The organism is Kocuria sp. CPCC 205261 (assembly GCF_040981025.1).
Classification (GTDB): domain Bacteria; phylum Actinomycetota; class Actinomycetes; order Actinomycetales; family Micrococcaceae; genus Kocuria; species Kocuria marina.
Window position 1 is genome coordinate 1 of the sequence record NZ_JAVKPU010000001.1, and the last position, 20,446, is coordinate 20,446.

Below are 20,446 nucleotides of genomic sequence, written 5' to 3' on the forward strand. Positions count from 1 at the left end.
ACTACATCGCCAGATCGCTCCTGGAGACCGGCGGGTTCAGGCCGCGACTACACCCTGGATCCTGAAGAGCCACATATCCCCCACAATTTTGCGTCAGGCGGCCCGGAGATTGACCTTGCCGAGCCGAAAACACCGGAACTGGTGTGAGCATCGCGATCTCTTTCTTGCCGGCGATCTCCATCAGGACCCGTTTGTCGTGGTCCCGCACGTCCTGAGCTTGGGCTCGCAGCACGTCAGCGAGCGGGGTGCCCCGTTCGATGGCGACGACGATGCCGTCCACGAACCTGCCCAGCGCCACGACGTCGGTGCGCGCCGAGAAGTCCTGCAGCGCCGTCGTCAATCCGGACCCGGCGCGCGTCTGGGCGAGCACCGCTCGGAATTCCCCGACCAACTCGCCCTCCGCGACCCGGCACACCCGTTCGAGCGCGCCCACGGTGCTTTCCCCGGCGCCTACCGCGAGCGCCATGAGCTCTGCCACGGCGGGGAACTCGGCGAGCATGCGCTTCTCCCGGCGCTGGATACTGCGGCTCAAGAGGTAGTTACACAGCTATACTCGGGTGCACACCGGGGTCGCGCGCCGAACTGGGCGGGCACGGCGTGGCCGCCGACCCGGTGGGCGACGTCCTCGCCCAGCTTCAGCACAGGGCCGACGGGTTGAACGGGCGCGACTGATCGGCCCGTCGCAGGTCGACTTACCCAAATTTTTCCATTGCGTTCGCTATCCTCGGCACATGCCCGACCATGTGACACGCCAAGCCGAGAACGCGCCGGATGATTCGAGTGCACCAAGCGCACCGAAGCAAATATGGTTCGCCGCCGCATCAGGCGTCTGTGCCGCCGTAATCATTTCTCTCATCGGGGCACTGTCAGCATTCCAGCCGGGTGACTTTTGGGGAATCAAGGCTGAGCATTGGGTGGCCTTCTGGGGCTCGGTTCTCGGGGCGGTACTTTCGGCCGCCGTGGCGGTCATTATCTTGTGGCGTCAAACTCGTGCTCAAGCTCTACAGGCGGCCGACGACCGCAGGGAGCAAGCCGAAATAGCACGCTTGGACCGAGAGCATCAGGCGGAGGTCGCTCGGCAGTCCCGCGAAATTGATGCCGTATCGCAGCTTCACGGAGCCATTCAGAACTTCCTGGATGCCCAGAACGATTTCTTTGAGAATGGCACGTGGTGGGACGGCAAGACCCACGAGACGCGACCTACTGCGCTAATGACGCAAGTGGAAATCAGTGCTCATAAGTGGAGTTTGAGCACAGGAGTGGACGCGAAGATTTCTAGTTCAGTGGCTAACGCTCTTGTGCAGTGCTGCCTTGGCTATGTCTACAGGGATGATTATGGCAATAAGATGTGCTTTCATGACTACCAATTACATCTTATTGGGTCTATCGGCGAAGTAATGAGGGCATCAAATTCCGCCGTGGACGAGAAATTGAATGTTTTCAACAGGATTCACACGTATTATCGGCGGGAGCTGGAACCTCGTCATCAGGAAAGGATTCGCACTTTTCAGTCGGTGCGCGATGGTGCCGGGCCGGACCAAAAACCTCGGGATCAGGCAATGTACGTCAAGTTCTGGCCCCACCGGTCAGAACAGCGCTCTAGTCAGTGATAGCTCCGTCCCTGCCCCACCTGTTGGGGGCGGCGAGGGCGCCTACCCGGCCATGCCCCACAACGCCATGATCCCGGCGACGAGACTGTCCACGGTGACGCCCTGGGCGACGCTGACCGCACCGCTCTTGAACTTTTCGAGCCAACCCATCGTCTGCTCGCCGACCTGGCCGCCGTCGGCCTCGACGACCTCGACGAGCTCGGCGGCATCATCATGGGAGAGCCCGAAGCGCTCCTGAAGCTGGCCCAGCCGCGTGCTGGCGTTCTGGGCATGGTTGGCGACCTGCTGGTGCACGCCCTGGCCCTGCCCAATGGTGTTCTGATTGCCGTAGATGTTCGTCGTGAACTCCATGGCGACCCTCCTGACGTCCTCGTTGTCCACGGTGATGCCTGCGACCTCTCCTGCTTCGGGGGCGACGTCCTGCAATTCCGCCGCAAGGGTGAGCGCCGAGCTCTTCACGGCGTCGAGCGCACCGCGGATCATCGTGGCATCGATCGTCGCTTTCGCAGAGAAGAGCGTGTGGTAGACCACGTGGCCGACCTTACCTTCCTCGGCAAGTCGGTTGTAGCGCTCGACAGCTAAGGGAGGCCAGGGGAACCCGATTTGCTGGCCTGAGCTTAGCCCGCTTTCCAGGCTCGCGATGGGATGCCTGAACGTCTTCCAGTAGAGATACCTGTTGATCTCGTCGCTGAACACGTCACGGTCAAGCTGGTGGTTGTTGACTTGCGAACCATAGGGACCGGTGAAGTTTCCAGTCACGTGCGCCATGAAGGGCCCCCGGTAGGAGGGCACCAAGGCGTCGTCCGCATAGCCGTGCAGTTCCGCGTTCGCCCACTGCATCGTCGGCTCGTGATGGATGCGACGCCCGAGGTACCAGACCTTGCGCAGCAGGTCGCCGACAGCGACCCCCGAGCTGGTCGAGTCGGCGATGATCTGTTCGAGAAGGGTTCCAGGCACTTACTCAGCCTATCGACGGGCGGGGACACGCTAGCCCACCGACATTGCCCTTAGCGTGTGACGCCTTACGACGTATTCGGAGAGCCCGGCATTCAGCGCGATAAGCATGTCCAGGCTCTCGGCCTCGCGCACCTCCCCCACGACCAACCGGTCCGGGCGCATGCGCAGCGCCTCCTTCACGAGCCGGCGCAGCGGGATCTCGCCCGTGCCCTCGAGGTTCGCTTGGCGGCACTGCATGCCGACGACGTCGCGCAGCGCCACCTTCAGCTCGAAGACCTCCTCGACCGTGATCACCCTCTCCCGCGGGCCGATCGCCGCGCACAAGCAGTTGAGCAGGGTGGTCTTCCCGGCCTGGGTGGCCCCCGACACCAGGATGTTCAACCCGGCATCCACCGCCGCATGCAGGAACTGCGCGGCCTGGGTGGTAAGCGAGCCCAACCCCACCAGATCCTCCAGACGGCGGGCCCGTGCCACGAACTTGCGGATGTTCACCGCCCAATGCGCCCGGGTGACGTCCGGGATCACCACGTGCAACCGGGAACCGTCCGGCAGGGAGGCGTCCACGAACGGGGAACTCAGATCCAGGCGGCGCCCCGAGAACTTGAGCATGCGCTCCACGAGGGTGCGCACGTGTGACTCGCTCAGCACGAGACTCGTCAGCTCGGATTCGCCGTCGCGGGCGATGTAGATCTCGGTCGGGCCGTTGATCCAGATCTCCTCGACCTCGGGATCATCCAGGAACGGCTGCAACGGACCGTACCCGGCCACCAGGTCCAGCACCGTCTTACGGGCAGCCTCAAGGTCCTGCACCCGCGGCAACCCCGCACGCGCCGAACGCACGTCGTACTCCGCCACCACAGCGGCCACGATCTGACGGGTGGGCTCCACCTCATGCAACGGATCCAACCCGCTGCGCCGGATCTGCTCACGCACATCCGCCTCGATCAACCCGATCGCGTCCTCGGCGACCCCTACGGCCATGACTCCCCCTGGGATTCCCCCGAACCCGTTACCGGCTGGTCAACTCTGCAGGGAACGCTAGGGGAAATCGCAGCTGATCGACACGACACGGCACTCGGTCTGTGGATAATCCCGCTGACGTGCACCGATGAACTCGGCCATGGGCGTCATGTTTCGACCCACTATGCAACTGCATCGAGTGTGATCGGCATCACGACCAATGGGGCAGGACTCGCTAGTCCGGCCGAGCTGGTCGCCGCGACGTGACTGAGAGACTTGGTCCTTTGCAGCACGAGCTCCGTGCGGGGCCAACGGCGCAAGTTGAGAATGAGCGTGCGATCCGCCCGCCTTAAGGTGACGCCACCGATGGAAGGAGGGAGGAGTGGCCAAGCACCTGTTTCTGCCTAAGACCCACCCCCTCTCTCGCTTTTCTCGACGAAACAGGCTCGATCTCCCGGGACAGATTCTTCGCTGTCGGCCTTCTCCTTCACCCCGAGCCTCCCCGGGTTCTGCGCAGCATGCAGAAGTACCGAGACCGAACCCATGACTACGGCAAGTTCCACCTCACGGATCTCACCCAGGGCGCCCTCAATACTTACAAGGGCTTCGTGGACACCGTCTTGGCCAACAGAGACTTCCGTTTCTTCTGTTGCGTCACTGCTCGAGATCCTGCCGACCCGGTGGCACGGTTCGCAGATCCGTGGACGGCCTACCTGAAGTTGTTCGAACGGTTACTCATAGGGGCGATCCGATCGGGATAAATAACGTCTCACAGCGGGACTCGCCGGTTCCCGGTCGCCCAAGGCCCTACTCGCAGACCCTGTCGCCAAACGATGTGGTGTGCCCGATTTCCTGACCGAGAGGAAGACTGCGTGCCTCGGCTTGAGGATGTATGACCATGCCTCTCAGCCCGGCGTCGCTGGGCCCGATTCCGGAAAGTAAAACGACTATGTACCGGGTGTGGGCCTCTGGCCTATAGCCCGGTATTTTCTTGCTGTGCGGAACCCGGCCCAGCGGCGTTGTGCCCGGACGAGTACCCCGACGATGGCGCCTCCACCGGCCGACCCAGCGGCGAGGTGCGGCGGAAGGCGCGCACCGAGCGGCGCTCGCCGTGGGCGGCGTCGGGCTCCCAGGGCTTCTCGGTCTCCGAGATGGCGATGTGCCGGGCGATGCGGGTGAGCTTGACCTCCTCCGCACGGCGGTGCTGCGCTGTGGTGTACTGCGTGACCATGAACAGCACCACGAGCGCGTAGAGCACCAGGTCCGTACCACGGCCGATGCCCAGGAACCGCGCGACGCTCGTGACGAGGTCCGGGACCAGGATCGAGATGGCCGCGAAGACGAAGAACGCGACGGCCGCGAGCCGGCGGATCGCCTGGTGCTTGGCGTTGGCCCCGCCGCGCACGAGCGTGAGCGCACCGTACGCCACGGCGAGGATGAGGACGATCTGGACCACGATGGTCATGTGGGGGCTCCCGCTACTTCACGAACAGTTCGGTCAGGATGTTCACACCGTTGAGCAGAGACTGGCCCTTGCCCTTGGAATACTCCGTGTAGATGATCTCCACCGGGTGCTCGACCCACCGGGGCTGGATCTGCGCGAACTGGTTGACGATCTCGGAGGCGTGGGCCATGCGGTTCTGCTTGAGGTGGATCTTGCCCAGGGTCCCCCGGTCGATGGCCCGCAATCCGTTGTGGGCGTCGGAGAGGTCCATCCCGCTCGTGAACTTGGACACGAACGCCGCGGTGCGCAATACGAGGCGTTTTAGCGGTGAGACCTGCGTGCGGTCGTCCAGGAACCGGGAGCCCAGGACCACCTCGGCCTCACCGGAGCGGATGCGCTGAACCATGTCGTACGCGTCGATCACCCGGTGCTGGCCGTCCGAGTCGAACGTGACCACGCAGTCCATCTCGGGGTCCTGCAGCGCGTACTCGAAACCCGTCTGCAGGGCGGCACCCTGACCGAGGTTGATGGGGTGCTGGACCACCACGGCGCCGGCCTCGCGGCAGATCCGTGCGGAGTCGTCACGGGAGCCGTCGTCCACGCACACCACGTGCGGGAACGTCCGGCGGAGGTTCTCCAGGACCTCCCCCACCACCTGGGCCTCGTTGTACACGGGCATCACAATCCACGCTCGACTCACCCGACCATTGTTCCATAGCGCGACCGAGCCACCGGCGTGCCGGCGCCGTCCCAGCAGGGCGTCTGCGGGGAGCGTCGCTGGCGTCTCCGACTTCCCCGGCGGGCGGGCACCGCCCGATTGCACCCTGTGGGGTGTGCACGAGCCCCCGCCAGCCCCGTCCACTAAACTTCCCACGTACCCCGCCCCGTTGACATCTGGAGTCATGGATCCCTTGAGCTGGCCAGAAGCACTTCCCCCGTACGCTCTCGTAGCACTCCTCGTGATCTTCCCCGGCACGCTGCTCAGCGTGGCCCTGGGGTTGCGGGGGCTCGCCCGATGGGCGTCGGTGGTGCCGCTGTCCGTGGCCGGCTTCTCCGTCTCCGCCGTCATCTTCGGTTTCGCGGGCGTGCCGTGGAACCCACTCACGGCGTCCGCGGCGTTCGTGGTCGCGGCCGTTATCCTGTGGCTCGTGCTGTGGCCCTCACGACGCCGCCGCACCGGTCCGTGGGCCGGGACCGTCCCGCTGCGGGAACGGATCACTAGCCCCGCCGTGGCCGTGATGTGCGGTGCGGTGCTGGGGATCGGGATTGTGGTGCAGCGACTGCACCTGATCATGCAGCGCCCCGATGCCATCTCTCAGACCTACGACGCGAACTTCCACTACAACGCGGTGCGCTACATCGAGGACACCGGATCCGCGTCCTCCCTGACCCTGGGTGGGTTGGGCGTCGTGGAACCGAGCTTCTACCCGGCGGCGTGGCACAACACAGTGGCGTTCGTGGCCCAGGTCGCCGACCTGCCCGTGGCGCTCACGGCGAATGCCATGACCATGATCGTGTGCGGCATGGTGTGGGTGCTGGGGAGCCTGTACTTCACCACCCGGCTGCTGGGTTCGCGTCCCGCCGTGGCGGTGGCCACGGGGCTGATGGCATCCAGTTTCCCCGCGTTCCCGTACCTGCTGAGCTTCTACGGCAACCTGTACCCCAACACGCTCTCCATCGCCATGCTGCCCCTGTGGCTGGGTCTGCTCGCGGATGCCCTGGGGTTGTCCCGGGAGCCCTACCTGCGCTCGAAACTCGCCCTGTGGCTGACCCTGCTCGCGGTCACCGGCGCCATGGGTCTCGCCCACCCCTCCACCGTGGTGGTGGGTCTCGCGCTGCTGTGGATCATGCTCGTGACCGCGTGGTGGCGCACGGTGCGCCGGACCCGCCCGTGGTGGATCAAGGTCCTCGGGGCCGTGGGTCTCCTGGCGATGCCCGCGGTTCTGCAGCAGATCTGGTTCGCCGCGCGCGCCTCCCAGACCGCGTCCTCGTGGCGGCCCCACGTCACCGAGGCGCAGGCCCTGGGTGAGGCCCTCGCGACCGTGCACCCGGACGCCCCCCACCTGCCGTGGGTCCTGGTCCTGCTGGTCCTCGTGGGCGCGGGGAGCCTGCTGCGCCACACCTCCCGCTGGGTGGTGGGAGCATGGTTGTTCCTCGTGTGGCTGTACGTCCTGGTGGCCGCCTCGCGGGACTACTCCTTCCGCTACGACTGGACCGGTGTCTGGTACAACGACTCCCACCGGATCCTGGCGTTGATCCCCGTGGTCGCGGTGCCGCTCGCCACCGCGGGTGCCGTGGCGATCCTGCGCTGGATCGTCTCCCACGTGCGCCAGGCCCTCGGTCGGGCCGCGCGCAGCCGCCGGGCCTCCTCCGCTGTGCGGGACACCGCCGCCCGGATCAGGCCCGTGGTGCGTTCCCGCTGCGCGGCCGTGGTGGGCGGGGTGCTCGCCGTGGTCGTCGGGTGGATGCTGATCCAGACGCAACCCATGACCGACATCGTGGAGTACGGCAAGACGGAGTACGCGAGCGGGGTCGACTACCAGTTGCTGACCCCGGAGGAGCTGCAGCTACTGAACGAGCTGCCCGAGTACGTTCCCCCGGGAGCCACGGTGTACGGCAATCCCCTGACCGGGACCTCCCAGGCCTACTCGGTCGCGGACGTGGACGTGCTGATCCCGCACAACGGCCTGATCGCGGACAAGGACGTCTCCACGATCGTCCACCACCTGGACGAGCTCACGACCGATCCCGCGGTGTGCCCCGCGCTGCGCCGCCACCACGTCCAGTTCGTCCTGGACTTCGGCACGCAACAGGTCAACCCGTTCGCGTACTTCGACACGAGCGGCTACTCCGAGCTCACACCCGAGAACGGGTTCGAGTTGATCGCCCAGACCGGTCCCGAGGCCAAGCTGTACGAGATCACCGGTTGCGGCTGAGCGGCCCTCCGGCACACGACGACGCCGCCGCGAGACAGGAAATCTCGCGGCGGCGGCGTCGTCCGAAGGTCGGGAAGCGGGGGCGGGCTCAGCCGGTCAGGGGCCCGTCCAGGTCCGGGTCGTACTGGGGCACGAACTCTTCGCCACGCTCGGCGGCCTCGCGTGCCTGCCACTCGCGTTTGCGGCGCTTGTCCTCGAGGGCGCGCGCGAGGCCTTCCGCGTGCTCGCGGCGCACCTCCTCCTCGGGCTGGTTGCGCATGTGGGCGACGGCGCCGTAGACGTTGCCGTCGAAGACCTTGTTGCCGTGGTCCATCACGATGCCGCGCTCGCAGATGTCCATCACGAGGTTGAGGTCGTGGCTGACCACCACGAGGGTCTTGCCCCGTCGCACGAGGTCCTTGATCCGGCCGATGCATTTCTTCTGGAACGGCTCGTCCCCCACGGAGAGGATCTCGTCCACCAGGAAGACCTCGGGGTCCGTGTGGATGGCCACGGAGAACGCGAGGCGCAAGTACATGCCGGAGCTGTAGAACTTGACCTCGGTGTCGATGAACTCGGCGATCTCGGAAAAGGCCACGATGTCGTCGAACTTGGCGTCGATCTCCGCCTTGTCCATCCCCAGGATGGCGCCGTTGAGGTAGACGTTGTCGCGGCCCGTGAGATCCGGGTGGAACCCCGCGCCCACCTCGATGAGCCCCGCCACGCGCTCCCGCGTGAGCACCTCCCCCGAGTCCGGGTTCATGACCCCGGAGATCATCTTCAGGGTCGTGGACTTGCCCGAACCGTTGAAGCCCAGCAGGGCCACGGTCTCACCGTCGTAGACATCGAACGAGACGTCGTTGAGTGCCGTGAACTTGGCCGTGAGGTCCCCCTTGCGGCCCTTCACGAGCCACACGAAGGCCTCCTTCATGGAGCGGGTGTGGCGCAGCACGAACTCCTTGGTCATGTGCCTGACCCGGATGGCGACGTCCGCCTCGGTGCGCCCGGGGGTGTGCGGGGTGACTGAACTAGACATGATTCACAGCTCCTGCGCGAAGTTGCCCTCTTGGGACCGGAAGAGCCGGTCCGCGATCACGAAGAGGATCAGGCTGGTGACGATGGCCAACGGGGTCCAGCCCGTCATCAGGTGGGGCGGGACGTGCCAGATCTGCGGGTTATCCGTGGTGGGGAACCAGAACCCGTAGTGGAACAGTTCCACGGCCACCGTGAGGGGGTTGACCATGTAGACGTAATACACCCAGTCCCACAGCTTCTCCCGCACCATGGTCCACATGTAGAGCACGGGCGAGGCCCACGTGGAGACCATGACGATCAGGTCCACGATGTTCTCCGCATCCCGGAAGAACACGTTGAACGTGGTGAACAACATGCCCAGGGCCAGGGAGAACAGGGCGATGATCAGCGTCCCCACGACCACGGCCAGCAATTGTTTGAGGTCCGGGCGCCACCCGGTCACGAGACACGCGAGCAGCAGGATGGCCAATTGCGGGACGAAGTGGATGAACGCGACCAGCAGGTTGGACACCGGGAACAACTGCCGTGGCAGGTAGATCTTCTTGAGCAGACCGCCGTTGGCCACCACCGAACGCGATGCGTTGCCGAAGACCTCACCGAACAGGTTCATCACCACGATCCCGGAGAACAGGTAGACCGCGAAGTTCTCGATCCCCCGGTTCAGGTCCAGGAACACGCCCATGGCGATGTAGAACACCAGGAACTGCACGCCCGGCTTGAGGTAGGACCATAACAGACCCAGCACCGTGCCGCGGTACCTGATCTGGATCTCCTTGTCCACGATCAGCTTGAGCAGGAACCTGTTGGCGAACACGTCCCGCAGGCCACGGTCCTGCCCCGGAGGCCGCAACTGCGTCGCGGGGGCTTGCATTTCCATCTGCCGTCCTTTCCTCGCACGGGCCGTTGTGCGCCGTGACCGGATACACGCCGACGCCGCACGCGGAAGTCTGCGTGCGGCGTCGTGCAGGGGCCAAATTACTGCGCGGGGCCGTTCTCCGCAAAAGTCCGCGCCCACGCGTCCACCGAGGTGATCTCCGGGAGGGCGGCGCGGTACTGCTCGCTCAGCGCGTCCCAACGGGAGAGCAACTCGGCGTGGAGCTTGACGCTCTCCACCATGAGCTCACGGACCTGAGCGGGATCCCGGCGGTACCAGGACGCCCCGGTGCCGTCCGCGTTGGAGACGATCGCCGAGTCCAGGGACGCCAGGTAGGACCAGTGGCTGTCCATGTGCGCCACGCTGGCCTCCGGGTACTCCTTGGCCATGTCCCGCACGGGGCGCAGCGTCTGCTTGAGCACGGTGCGCACCGCCCACGGGATCAGCTGCGCCTTGGTCGGAGACTTGGGAGCCCCCATGGTGCGCGGGGGCTTCTTGCGCCGGACCGGCGGCAGAGTGGCCGGGTCCTTGACCACGCGCGCGTCCGAGTACTCATCCTTCATGGCGCGGATCTCGGGCATGCGGGTGGGCAGCATGGCGTGCAGCCCGTCCGGGCCGTCCAGGACGTCCTGGATCGCGAGCAACACGGACTTGGCCGGGTAGTACTGCATGGACACCACGTGCTTGGTATCCGTGGTCAGGGACTCGCGCAGCATCCGCCCGCCCTTGGCGAACGGCGAGTGCAGCAGGGCCGCGATCAAGCGGTTGCGCTCGTGGAAGTACGCCTGCCAGTCCACGGCGTCGTCCTTGTCCGCCCACGACACATGCCACACGGCCGCACCCGGCAGGGAGATGGTCGGGTAGCCGGCGGCCTTGGCGCGCAGCGAGTACTCGGAGTCGTCCCACTTGATGAACACGGGTAGGGACAGCCCGATGTCCTCGAGGACCACGCGGGGGATCAAACACATCCACCAGCCGTTGTAGTCGGCGTCCCAGCGCCGGTGCAGCTGGGGGCGCGAACGCAGACCGCGCTCGGCGAAGTCCACGCCACCCAGGCCGTCGATGGGACCCCACAAGAACCGGTAGGGATTCACGACCTCCGCGTACGCGTTGAGTAGGGGCTTGTTGTACATGTCGAACATGTGCCCGCCCACGATGGACGGGGTGTGGCACATGTCCGCGAACGCGGTGGCCCGCAGCACGCCCTCGGACTCGAGCAGGATGTCGTCGTCCAGGATCAGGACGTAGTCGGACTTCTCCACGCCGTTCGGGGTGTCCCGGCCGCGCACGATCTCGTACATGTTCCGGGCGAAACCACCGGAACCGCCCATGTTCCCCTGCCGGATCATCCGCAGCTTCCCGCGCATGGCCTTCTCGGCCTGCGGGAAGTCGGGTTCGTCCTGGACCAGCTTGTTGCCCTGGTCCACGATGATCAGCTCGTCGAGGACCTCGTCCAGACCGTCCGCCTCGGCAATGGTCTTGATCGTGTTGACGCAGTAGTCCGGGCGGTTGAACGTGGTCACGCCCAGGGTCACCCGACCCACCGGGCGGCCCTGGGACGGCACGAGCCAGGACGCCGCGTCCAGGACCATGCCCTCCTCGTCCGCGATCAGGTCGAACCAGTACCAGCCGCCGTCACCGAACGGGGCCAGCGTGAGCTCGAACTCGCACGTGGTGCTCCCGCTGACCCGGCGGTCCTCAACACGCTGCGCGACCCCGCGAGCGTTCGTGCGGTACACGATGAGCGATCCGGCACCCGTAGTGCGCACACGCAGCACCACGGACTCGGCCACGGTCCAGCGGCGCCAGTAGGACGCTGGGAACGCGTTGAAGTAGGAGCCGAACGAGACGCGTCGCCCGGCCCGGATCCGCACCGAACGGCGCGAGAGGATGTCGTCCGGGTGCTGGTTGGCGGTGTCGGCGCCGGCCGAGGACGGGCCGTCCCGGTTGATGGGACCGTCGATGTACAGCGGCAGGGCGTCCAGGTCCTTGTTCGCGGGGAACACGACCCGGGCCACCTCCCGCAGGTCCTCCGCCGTGCTGGGCTCCGTGTTGATCTTGGCCAGGTACTCCTGGTCGTCCGTGGTCTGCGGTTCGGGCTGGTTGGCCTGTTCCACGCGTTCGCTGCTCACTCGTCCACTCCTCCGCTGCTCAGGGGCGCACCGGAGGTGAAATGCGGTGCGATCTTGTTGTCCACCATGGACAGTGCCGAGCCGATGGCCATGTGCATGTCCAGGTACTTGTAGGTGCCTAGGCGGCCGCCGAACAACACCGACGATTCCTCCTTGGCCAGATCCCGGTACGCGAGCAGCTTCTCGCGGTCCGCCTGCGTGTTCACGGGGTAGTAGGGCTCGTCACCCTTCTCGGCGAAGCGCGAGAACTCCCGCATGATCACGGTCGCGTCCTTGGTGTAGTCACGCTCCGGGTGGAAGTGGCGGAACTCGTGGATGCGCGTGAACGGGACGTCCTCGTCCGGGTAGTTCATCACCGAGGTGCCCTGGAAGTCCTCGATGTCCAGGACCTCCTCCTCCAGATCGATCGTGCGCCACGAGAGGTCGCCCTGGGCGTAGTCGAAGTACCGGTCCACCGGGCCCGTGTAGACCACGGGGACCTGGCCCACCACGTTCGACTTGGAGAACTCCTGGGAGTCGTCGAAGAAGTCGGTGTCCAGGCGCACGTCGATGTTCGGATGGTCCGCCATGCGCTCGAGCCACGCGGTGTACCCGTCCACGGGCAGGCCCTCGTGGGTGTCGTTGAAGTAGCGGTTGTCGTACGTGTAGCGCACGGGCAGCCGGGAGATGATGGACGCGGGCAGGTCCTTCGGATCGGTCTGCCACTGCTTGCCGGTGTAGTGCTTGATGAACGCCTCGTACAGCGGGCGCCCGATCAGCTGGATGCCCTTGTCGTTGAGGTTCTGCGGATCCGTGCCCGCCAGTTCACCGGCCTGCTCGCGGATCAGATCGCGTGCTTCCCCCGGGGAGTACGCCGCGCGGAAGAACTGGTTGATCGTGCCCAGGTTGATGGGCATGGGGAATACCTCCCCCTTGTGCCGGGTGTACACCCGGTGCACGTAGTTCGTGAACGCGGTGAAGCGGTTCACGTACTCCCACACGCGCTCGTTCGAGGTGTGGAACAGGTGGGCCCCGTAGCGGTGCACCTCGATCCCGGTCCGCTCCTCGTTCTCGCTGTAGGCGTTGCCGCCCAGGTGGGAACGCCGGTCGATCATGGTGACCTTCAGACCCATTTCTCGCGCCGCTCGTTCCGCCACGGTCAAACCGAACAGACCCGAGCCCACGACCACCAGATCAGTGTTCATGTGTTTCTCCTAGCATCTTCCGCGATTCATGCACGGACATCGTCTGGCCTAAAAATACCGGACACCACCCCGTGCGCCCTGTGTGACCCGCACAGCGCCGCGCCTCGTGAGCGCCGTCACACGGCGGCGTCGTGCGCGGGGTGCGACGCCGCTCGGCCGCTTCGGCGACGGCGCCGCAGCTCGGAGGACGGCGGGGTTCACGCACCGCGGCGCCGGGATGACAGCGAGGCGCGCGCTCCGCGTTCAGCGGGCGTCCCGGGTGAAGCCGCTGAGCACCCACGCGGCGGCGGCTCGCCCCGACGCCGCGAGCGACGCGTTCTCGCGGGCCCACGTCCGACGGCGCTCACGCGCGCCCTCGCGCTCACCCGAGCGGGCGTCGTCGAGCGCGCGTTCCATGGCGTCCGCGACCGCCTCGGGGGTGAACTCCACGGGCGTTCCCAACCGGTTCTCGGACACGAGGCGGGCACCCGCGCCCACCCCGGCGTAGATGGACGGTGTGCCGCACGCGGCGGCCGCGTAGAGCTTGGTGGGCTTGGAGAAGTCGTACCCGGTGTGCGGGATGACGGAGGCGAGGGCGGCCACGGCACCCCGCAGGAACGCCGCGGTGCGCGCCGGGGGCTGCACGCCGTGGAACACGACGTTGTCCGGGGCCAGCCGCGCGGCGACCCCCTGGACGCGGGTGAGGTCCGACCCGCGCCCCAGGACGTGCAGGGTCACCCCGGGGTGGCGCGGCAGGATCCGGGCGAGCGCCTCGATGAAGATGTCCATACCCTGCCATTCGGACACGGACCCCGCGTACACGAAATACGGTCCGTCCCACGGTTCGGCGGGGCCGTCCGCGGTGAAGGTGTCGGTGTCGATCCCGTTCTCGGCGAGGAACATCTTGTCCCGCCCGACCCCGGTCACGCGGCGCAGTTCCTCGCCCATCGACTCGGACACCGTGATCACACCGCCGGCGCGCCGGGCGGACACGGTCTCCGCAACGCGCATCAGCTGCGTCACCACCGAGGGGACGTCCATGTTCAGGGTCGCGGAGGTCCACACGTCCGGGTTGTACCAGATGTACGGACGACGCCGCAGTGCACTCGACAGCCACACCGCGAGTCCCGTGGTGGGGGGTGGTTCGCTCACCACGATGTCCGCGTTCATGGTGAGGAGGCGGGCGAAGGCCTGGACGTCGAAACTCAGGTACTGGGCCACGCCGCGGACGTAGTCCTCGCTGTCCCGCAGAACGGGGACCCGCACGATGCGGTACGGCTCGTCCACGGTGGCCGCAGCCATGGCGCGGGGCGGGTTCGTGGTCAGGACCGTGACGTCGGCCCCCTCTGCGGCGAAGCCCCTGGCCAGGGCGGCCAGACGGAAGGACGCGGCCGCCGGTTCGGGGAGGAAGATTCGGCTGACGATGACAACCTTGCGGGGTCTCATGGCCTTTACTGTCTCATGATTCACGCCCCACTCCGGACCGCGTCCACGGCGCGTGCATGGGCGTTCGGTGGGAAGATCGGCCCGCGGTGAGCCCACTGCACGGGCGAGCCCTTGTACTCCCCCGCGCCGCGCGGATCCACACGGCGGCACGTGTCCTCGCCGCGGGCGGTCACCAGCGGGTGAAGTGCTGTCATGCAGTTGAGTCTCCGGATCACGTGGGCCGGTTCCGGCGTGGTCCACACCGCGCACCTCACCGCCGCATCAGGTGCGCGCGGGGCGGACCTGCACGCCGAACTCGCCCGACTCCTGGGGACGCCGTGCACCGCCATGGTCTCGGGCGTCGATCTCGCGGCCGCGCGCGTGGGCACCCCGCCCCTGACGGATGGTGCCACGGTGGTCCTGACCCCGGAGGCACGGAGTCACGACGACGCGGACGTGCCGGCCGGGCCCGATCGGGCCTCGACGCCGGGTCCCCCATCCCCGGTCGTGCCGCTCGCGGATTCACAGGAGACCGCGTATCTCGTGGCCGTGGAGGGCGTCGGGGTGGGAACGCGCCTCCCGCTGGCCCGCGGAACGCATCAGCTCGCCCTCACGCCCCACGAGCCACGATCACTCCCCGCGTCGCAGCTACGGAAAGACCCCGCCCACCCGACCCTGATCATGGATGACGTGGGCCTGCGGGTGCTCCCGGGAGGCGCAGCACTGCGGCACGGCGACCGGGTCCGCGTGCGGGCGGACGGTCGCGCGTGCACCCTGCGGGTCTCGTTCCCCCCGGCGCACACCGAGGACCTGGCCTGGCCGGATCCGGCGGTGCCCCCGGCAGGATTCACCGCCCAAGAGGCGGATCCGGCCCACCCCTTGCGTGTGGACTCCCCCGCGGTCGGGAAGTCCCGGATCGCCCTGATCGCGGGTCTGCTCCCCCTCCTGGCCGGGATCGGTATCGCGGTGGTCACCCACTGGTGGTTCTTCCTGGTCTTCAGTGCCCTTGGTGCGGTCACGTCCGCGGTGGGTTGGTTCGGCGAGCGCGGCGCTCGGCGCGATCATCGACGTCGCCTGGCCGCGGCACTCCAACGGGACCTGCGCCGCTGTGAGAAGGCGGCGCCGTCGGCCGCGGAGATCGTGGCGCGCGGCCGGGCGGTGCGCAGCCCGTCCCGGAGTGACGGCGGCGGACCCCGCCCGGCCACCGCACTGTCCCATAACGCCACAACGCCCGGACGGATCGGCGCCCCTGCTGAGCGGACACGTCGGTGGGTCCGGCTGGGTCACGCGGCACGGTCCGCGCACATCGTCGGTGACCGCGCGACGGCGCCCCGCGCGGCATTCCACTCCCACGCTCCCGTGTTACTGGATCTGGCGGGGATCGGCAGCCTGACCCTGGTTCTCGACCGGGAACGCGCGGAGGGTGTTCTCCATGCCCTGGCCGTGCAGTTGTTCACAGGGCACGCGGCGCTCGCCGCATTGCGCGTGTCCCCGGGCATCACGTGGCGCCCGCCCGTGGCCCACGATCTGCTCGCAGCACCCCGCGAGAATCCCACGGCCTCTTCACCGGACCGGGACGTCGCGCTGGAGGTCGTGACACCGGCGTGGGCCGCCACCGCGCCGGCCACGCCCGGGACGCTTCGCATCATCGTGACGGCAGACCCGGAGGGTGCCCCCGGGGACACCGTCGTCACCGCGGGACCGGACGGCCTGCGGCTCAGCAGCCGAGTGGTCCATGCCGTTCCGGGGCTTGCGGAGACCGGGCGCGGGACGCACCTCGCGTTCACGCCGGACACCGTGACCTTCGACACCGCAGAGGCGGCGATCCGCGCGTGGCGACGAGCCGCGGGAGGCGCTCACGGTGGGCCACTGCCTCGCCGCGTCGGCTCGCACGAGCTGGTGGCCGCGCACCTCGGTCCGACCTCCACCTCGCTCGTCGGCACGTGCCGTGGCGGGTCCGCCGCTCGTCCCCAGCCCGCGACGTCGAACGCAGCGCTGGCCGCGGTGTTCGGCGTGTCATCCGCGGGGCCGGAGGTCGTCCGGCTCGACGACGAGAACCCGCACCTGCTCGTCGCGGGCACCACCGGATGCGGGAAGTCGGAAGTGCTGCGCACCCTCGTCACGGCGCTCGCACACGCATTCCCACCCGAGCGCCTGGAATTCGTGTTCATCGATTTCAAGGGCGGGGCGGCCCTGGCCCCACTGACGGGGCTACCGCACGTCACGACCCTGCTCACGGACCTGGGACCCGACGAGGTCCGCCGCGCCCTGGCCTTCCTACGCTCCGAGGTGCAGCGCCGCGAGCGGGTCCTGTGCTCCCTCGGGCTCAATGATATGGCGCAGCTGCTGTGCGCCGCGAGCGGTGCACTTCCCCTACGGCAGCTCGTGGTCGTGGTGGACGAGGCCAGGATGCTCACGGATGCCTTCCCGGATGCGGGGCAACAGCTCGCGGTGATTGCCGCGGTGGGCCGTTCCCTCGGTGTGCACCTCGTGCTCGCGACCCAGCGTCCCCAGGGTGCACTGAGCGCGGACGTGCGCGCCAACATCACCCAGGCACTGTGTCTGCGGGTGCGCAGTGATCAGGAGTCGATGGACGTACTTGGAACCGCGGCGGCGGCCCGCATCGCCCCGGGCATCCCGGGCCGCGGGTTCCTGGACCGCGGGGACGGCCCGCCCGTGGAGGTGCAGGCGGCGGTCCTGACCCGCATGATCCCACCGCGGCCCGAGCCCCTGGTGCTTCGTTTCGATCCCGGACCCCTTCCGAGCCCGCCCGCCGCGGGAACCGGGCACGTTCGCCTCACCGCGTCCTCGGAGCGGGAAGCCGGGGTCACCGCCGCGGTGCGCGACGTCTCCCGCGCCTGGCACGGGTATCCGCCGCCCACCTCCGCTGATATGGCACCGTCTCGCGTTCCCGCCGACGCCGCTGTCCCACCGCCCCTGCCCCGCCACGTGCCCGCGGTGCGCACCGACGGCGAGGTGGATCTGGGTGCCGCGGAGAATCCGGCGGCCCACTGGTGCGGGCGGGTGTCGTGGCACCCGTGGCAGGACGGGCCACTGTTGCTGATCGGACGCCCCGAGGCCACGCGCAAGGGATTGCGCGACGTGCTGCGGCGCTGCGCCCACATCCGGATCCCGACCGCCATGGACCAGGCACACACGGGGGTGGCGGTGTACGTCCTCACCGCCTCGGGCCAGGCCGTGGAGGGGCTCACCACGGCGGACGGTCGGCCCCTGCACCCCGCCGTCCGCGGCTGCGCCCGTGCGGACCAGCCCGGGGACGTGGCCCACCTGGTGCGACAACTCCATGGGGGGCTCGAGCACGCGTCCACCGTTCCCAGGGATCCCCCGTCACGCGCCGTCCTCGCCGTGGACGACTGGGATCGCTGTTGCCAGGTCCTGCGTGCGAGCACGTGGGCGTACCTGGAGGACGAGCTGGTGTCCCTCATGGCCACGGGTGCGTCCCGAGGGTTGTCCTGCGTGGTCGCGGGGGATCGCGCACTGGTTGCGGGACGCGCGTCCCACCTCGGCTCCAACCGCTTGTACTTCCCACAAGGACAGAGCAACGACGCCCTCGTGCAGTGGCCCCGCCTGCCCCCGTTCACGCCGCATCCCGAGCGAGCCGCCCTCGCGGGCCCGATGGCCGCCCGCTGCACGCCGTGGGGCGCGGAGGATTCTTCGGGGCACCTCGCGGTCGTCCAGCTCGCCGGGGGGCTCGGACCCGACGCGCCCGCGGTCGCCCACAGTGCCCCGCCCGGGCCCACCGTGCCCACGGACCTCCGGGATGTCCGGCTCGTCCCGCCACGGCCCGATGAACCTGCGGGTGCACTCGCCGCCGCGTCCCAGGATTCCCCGGACGCGTGGCGCACCGACGGCCCGACGCACCAGACGGCGAACCCGTGGCCCACGTCCTTCCCCTTGCCCACCGTGTGGCATGTCCCCGATCGGTCCGTGGCCGGCTTGGTGCTGGGTGTCACGCGGGACGGGCAATGCGCCGTTCACCCGTGGGGTCCCGGTTCGACCCTGATCGTCGCCGGCCCGGCGCGGTCGGGGCGATCCACGTTCCTCGACGCCGCCCGTTCCGGGTTGACCGCACGCGCATCCGGAGACGGCGGGCCTGGACATCTCGTATTCGCCGGCTCACCCAGCACCGCAGCCGAGGCCGAGGAGCTCCTGCACGCCGCCAGGTCAGCTGATCGGTCGGCCACGATCGTGATCGACGACGCCGACCACCTCACCTCCGATGTCCTGCGGGCACTGGCCACCGCGTGGTCCGCGCATGCTGCCCCGGTCGAGTCCCACCAGGCGGCGGGCAGCTCAGCCACCGCCTCGGCCCAGCCCGGGGTACGGATGATCGTGGGCGTGCGCCTCACGGATGCGCTCGCGGGGACCTTTCCCCCGCTACTCGCGTGGCGCCAGCACGCGGACACGCTCCTGGTGCGACCACGGCGGGTGTTCGACGGTGACGTGTTCGGCGTGTCCCTCACGGGCCTTGCGCTGGGCGGGCCGCCCGGCCGCGCGGTCTGGGTGCACCGCGGCCTCGCGGAACCGGTGCAGCTGCCCGCGCCCGCGCAGTCGGTCACAAGGTGAGAGGTACGACGACGCTCGGCCCCGTTCGGCGGGCCACGCCCCGCAACCGTCCGGTCACCCGGAGGCCGTTGCGGTGGACGCCATCACTGCCGGCTCGCGCGAGCATCGGTGCCTGAAGTCCCGGCGTGCTCCGCGCGAGGTCAGCGAGGTCAGCGAGCGACGTCGTGGTGGGTGCGATGCATCCAGGCGACGGTGCGCGGTGCGAACAAGCACAGGACGGTGACCACCGCGATCGCCGCGACCACGATCCCCCAGAAGCCCATGGTGAGCTGCAGGAAGGACAGTCCGACGATCAACAAGAACGCCTGGGACACCAGGACCGCGGCGCGCGGCCAGCGTAAACCTCGCCAGGTCCCGCGGGCCGCCGCGCCGAGCCACAACGCACCCGCGGCGAGCACGACGGTCGCGAAGATGATCCCCGCGATGGGTAGGACATGCACGGAGAACAGGGAGACGACCAGGCCCACGGCAACCGCGAGCAATGCCGCGCCCTCCAACGCCACCAGCACGGTGATCACGGATGCGGTCCAGGGCCGGGAGCTCGCGGCTCCGGGGGCGGTACGACGATCCGGGGCGGCCATGCGGAAAACCTTTCGGCGGGAACGGGAGCACTCCCACTGTAGTGACCGCATCGGCCCGCGGTCGGTGACGGATGCCGGGAACCTGCCCCGTCCGCTGATGCCGGAGACCGATGCCACCTGTCGGTGCCGACGGCTCATTCGGGAGACCGGTCCTAACACTCGGTCCCGGCCACCGATGCCGGCCGTCGGCCGCGCGGGCAGCGGCCCGAGCAACCGGTCCCACGGGTCCGTCTTATCAGTGGGTCCCAGCCGCCGGTACAGGGGCCGGCCTCGCGCACGGACATCCGGCGGCAATCGTTGCGAGGGGCGCCTTGGGATGTGATATAGCGCTCACACCCTTGTTTACTGTGTGTTTACGTGGGAAAATAATGGGCAGAATCCCCAGGGCCCGACATTCACGGGCCTTTTCTGTGTGTCATTCCCCCCGGAAATCCGCGACGCGGCTCGCTGCCGCATTGCTTGGGATGCGCACGGGCCCGCACCCACGAACCCGAAAGGAGCCGTGCCGTCATGGATTGGCGTAGTCGCGCAGCTTGCCTCGAAAAGGATCCCGAACTGTTCTTCCCGGTGGGCAACACCGGCCCCGCCCTGTTGCAGATCGAGGAAGCCAAGGCCGTGTGCCGCACGTGCGAGGTCATGGACACGTGCCTGCAGTGGGCCCTCGAATCCGGTCAGGACGCCGGTGTGTGGGGCGGTATGAGCGAGGACGAACGGCGTGCGTTGAAGCGCCGCGCCGCCCGTGCCCGCCGCGCCTCCTGAGTCC

14 protein-coding genes and 2 pseudogenes are annotated in these 20,446 nt (G+C 68.0%); 4 read left to right on the forward strand and 12 right to left on the reverse strand.

All coding sequences use genetic code 11. From position 1 onward, the window contains the following. Positions 1-136: 136 nt before the first annotated feature. Positions 137-535, reverse strand: a pseudogene (locus RF646_RS00005) (type II secretion system F family protein); the annotation flags it as partial. Positions 536-731: 196 nt separating this feature from the next. Between RF646_RS00005 and RF646_RS00010 the strand changes: the two are divergent. Beyond that, positions 732-1,610, forward strand: a complete 879-nt coding sequence (locus RF646_RS00010; RefSeq protein ID WP_368834866.1) for a hypothetical protein — start codon at positions 732-734, stop codon at positions 1,608-1,610. Between the two features lie 42 nt (positions 1,611-1,652). On the opposite strand, the gene RF646_RS00015 is transcribed toward RF646_RS00010, so the two are convergent. The 4 genes and pseudogenes from RF646_RS00015 to RF646_RS00030 all read right to left on the reverse strand — a co-directional run bounded on the left by RF646_RS00015 (position 1,653) and on the right by RF646_RS00030 (position 5,671). Next, the gene (locus RF646_RS00015) at positions 1,653-2,567 is read right to left on the reverse strand and encodes a hypothetical protein (RefSeq protein ID WP_368834867.1); all 915 of its coding nucleotides are present in this window, start codon (positions 2,565-2,567) and stop codon (positions 1,653-1,655) included. Between the two features lie 81 nt (positions 2,568-2,648). Beyond that, positions 2,649-3,548, reverse strand: a pseudogene (locus tag RF646_RS00020) (CpaF family protein); the annotation flags it as partial. Between the two features lie 952 nt (positions 3,549-4,500). Continuing rightward, positions 4,501-4,992 (reverse strand): DUF2304 domain-containing protein, encoded by a 492-nt coding sequence (locus RF646_RS00025; RefSeq protein ID WP_035965258.1) that lies wholly within the window; start codon positions 4,990-4,992, stop codon positions 4,501-4,503. A gap of 13 nt (positions 4,993-5,005) precedes the next feature. Further along, positions 5,006-5,671, reverse strand: coding sequence for a glycosyltransferase family 2 protein (locus tag RF646_RS00030; RefSeq protein WP_239318262.1), 666 nt, complete (start codon positions 5,669-5,671; stop codon positions 5,006-5,008). Positions 5,672-5,873: 202 nt separating this feature from the next. Between RF646_RS00030 and RF646_RS00035 the strand changes: the two genes are divergently transcribed. Continuing rightward, entirely contained in the window at positions 5,874-7,907 is a 2,034-nt protein-coding gene (locus RF646_RS00035) for a DUF6541 family protein (protein WP_368834868.1), read from the forward strand. 88 nt (positions 7,908-7,995) lie between these two features. Here the strand turns inward: RF646_RS00035 and RF646_RS00040 are convergent, their stop codons facing one another. The 6 genes from RF646_RS00040 to RF646_RS00065 all read right to left on the reverse strand — a co-directional run bounded on the left by RF646_RS00040 (position 7,996) and on the right by RF646_RS00065 (position 14,730). After that, positions 7,996-8,922, reverse strand: a complete 927-nt coding sequence (locus tag RF646_RS00040) for an ABC transporter ATP-binding protein (RefSeq protein WP_368834869.1) — start codon at positions 8,920-8,922, stop codon at positions 7,996-7,998. Positions 8,923-8,925: 3 nt separating this feature from the next. Further along, entirely contained in the window at positions 8,926-9,798 is an 873-nt protein-coding gene (locus RF646_RS00045) for an ABC transporter permease (protein ID WP_085107590.1), read from the reverse strand. Between the two features lie 98 nt (positions 9,799-9,896). Next, positions 9,897-11,927 (reverse strand): glycosyltransferase, encoded by a 2,031-nt coding sequence (locus RF646_RS00050; RefSeq protein ID WP_368834870.1) that lies wholly within the window; start codon positions 11,925-11,927, stop codon positions 9,897-9,899. Beyond that, positions 11,924-13,111, reverse strand: coding sequence for a UDP-galactopyranose mutase (gene glf, locus RF646_RS00055; RefSeq protein ID WP_035965266.1), 1,188 nt, complete (start codon positions 13,109-13,111; stop codon positions 11,924-11,926). The genes RF646_RS00050 and glf overlap by 4 nt, the downstream gene beginning before the upstream one ends. A 243-nt stretch (positions 13,112-13,354) precedes the next feature. Next, complete coding sequence (locus tag RF646_RS00060) at positions 13,355-14,536, reverse strand: glycosyltransferase family 4 protein (RefSeq protein WP_368834871.1); 1,182 nt, start codon at positions 14,534-14,536, stop codon at positions 13,355-13,357. A gap of 20 nt (positions 14,537-14,556) precedes the next feature. Further along, positions 14,557-14,730 carry a hypothetical protein gene (locus RF646_RS00065; protein WP_368834872.1) on the reverse strand — a complete coding sequence of 58 codons (174 nt, stop codon included), beginning with the start codon at positions 14,728-14,730 and terminating at the stop codon, positions 14,557-14,559. On the opposite strand from RF646_RS00065, the gene RF646_RS00070 reads away from it, so the two are divergent. Continuing rightward, positions 14,729-19,102, forward strand: coding sequence for an FtsK/SpoIIIE domain-containing protein (locus RF646_RS00070; protein ID WP_368834873.1), 4,374 nt, complete (start codon positions 14,729-14,731; stop codon positions 19,100-19,102). The genes RF646_RS00065 and RF646_RS00070 overlap by 2 nt on opposite strands. A gap of 149 nt (positions 19,103-19,251) precedes the next feature. On the opposite strand, the gene RF646_RS00075 is transcribed toward RF646_RS00070, so the two are convergent. After that, a complete protein-coding gene (locus tag RF646_RS00075) occupies positions 19,252-19,683 on the reverse strand; it encodes a hypothetical protein (RefSeq protein ID WP_368834874.1) in 432 nt (143 codons plus the stop codon). A gap of 510 nt (positions 19,684-20,193) precedes the next feature. On the opposite strand from RF646_RS00075, the gene RF646_RS00080 reads away from it, so the two are divergent. Next, the gene (locus RF646_RS00080; RefSeq protein WP_019309413.1) at positions 20,194-20,442 is read left to right on the forward strand and encodes a WhiB family transcriptional regulator; all 249 of its coding nucleotides are present in this window, start codon (positions 20,194-20,196) and stop codon (positions 20,440-20,442) included. Positions 20,443-20,446: the final 4 nt, after the last annotated feature.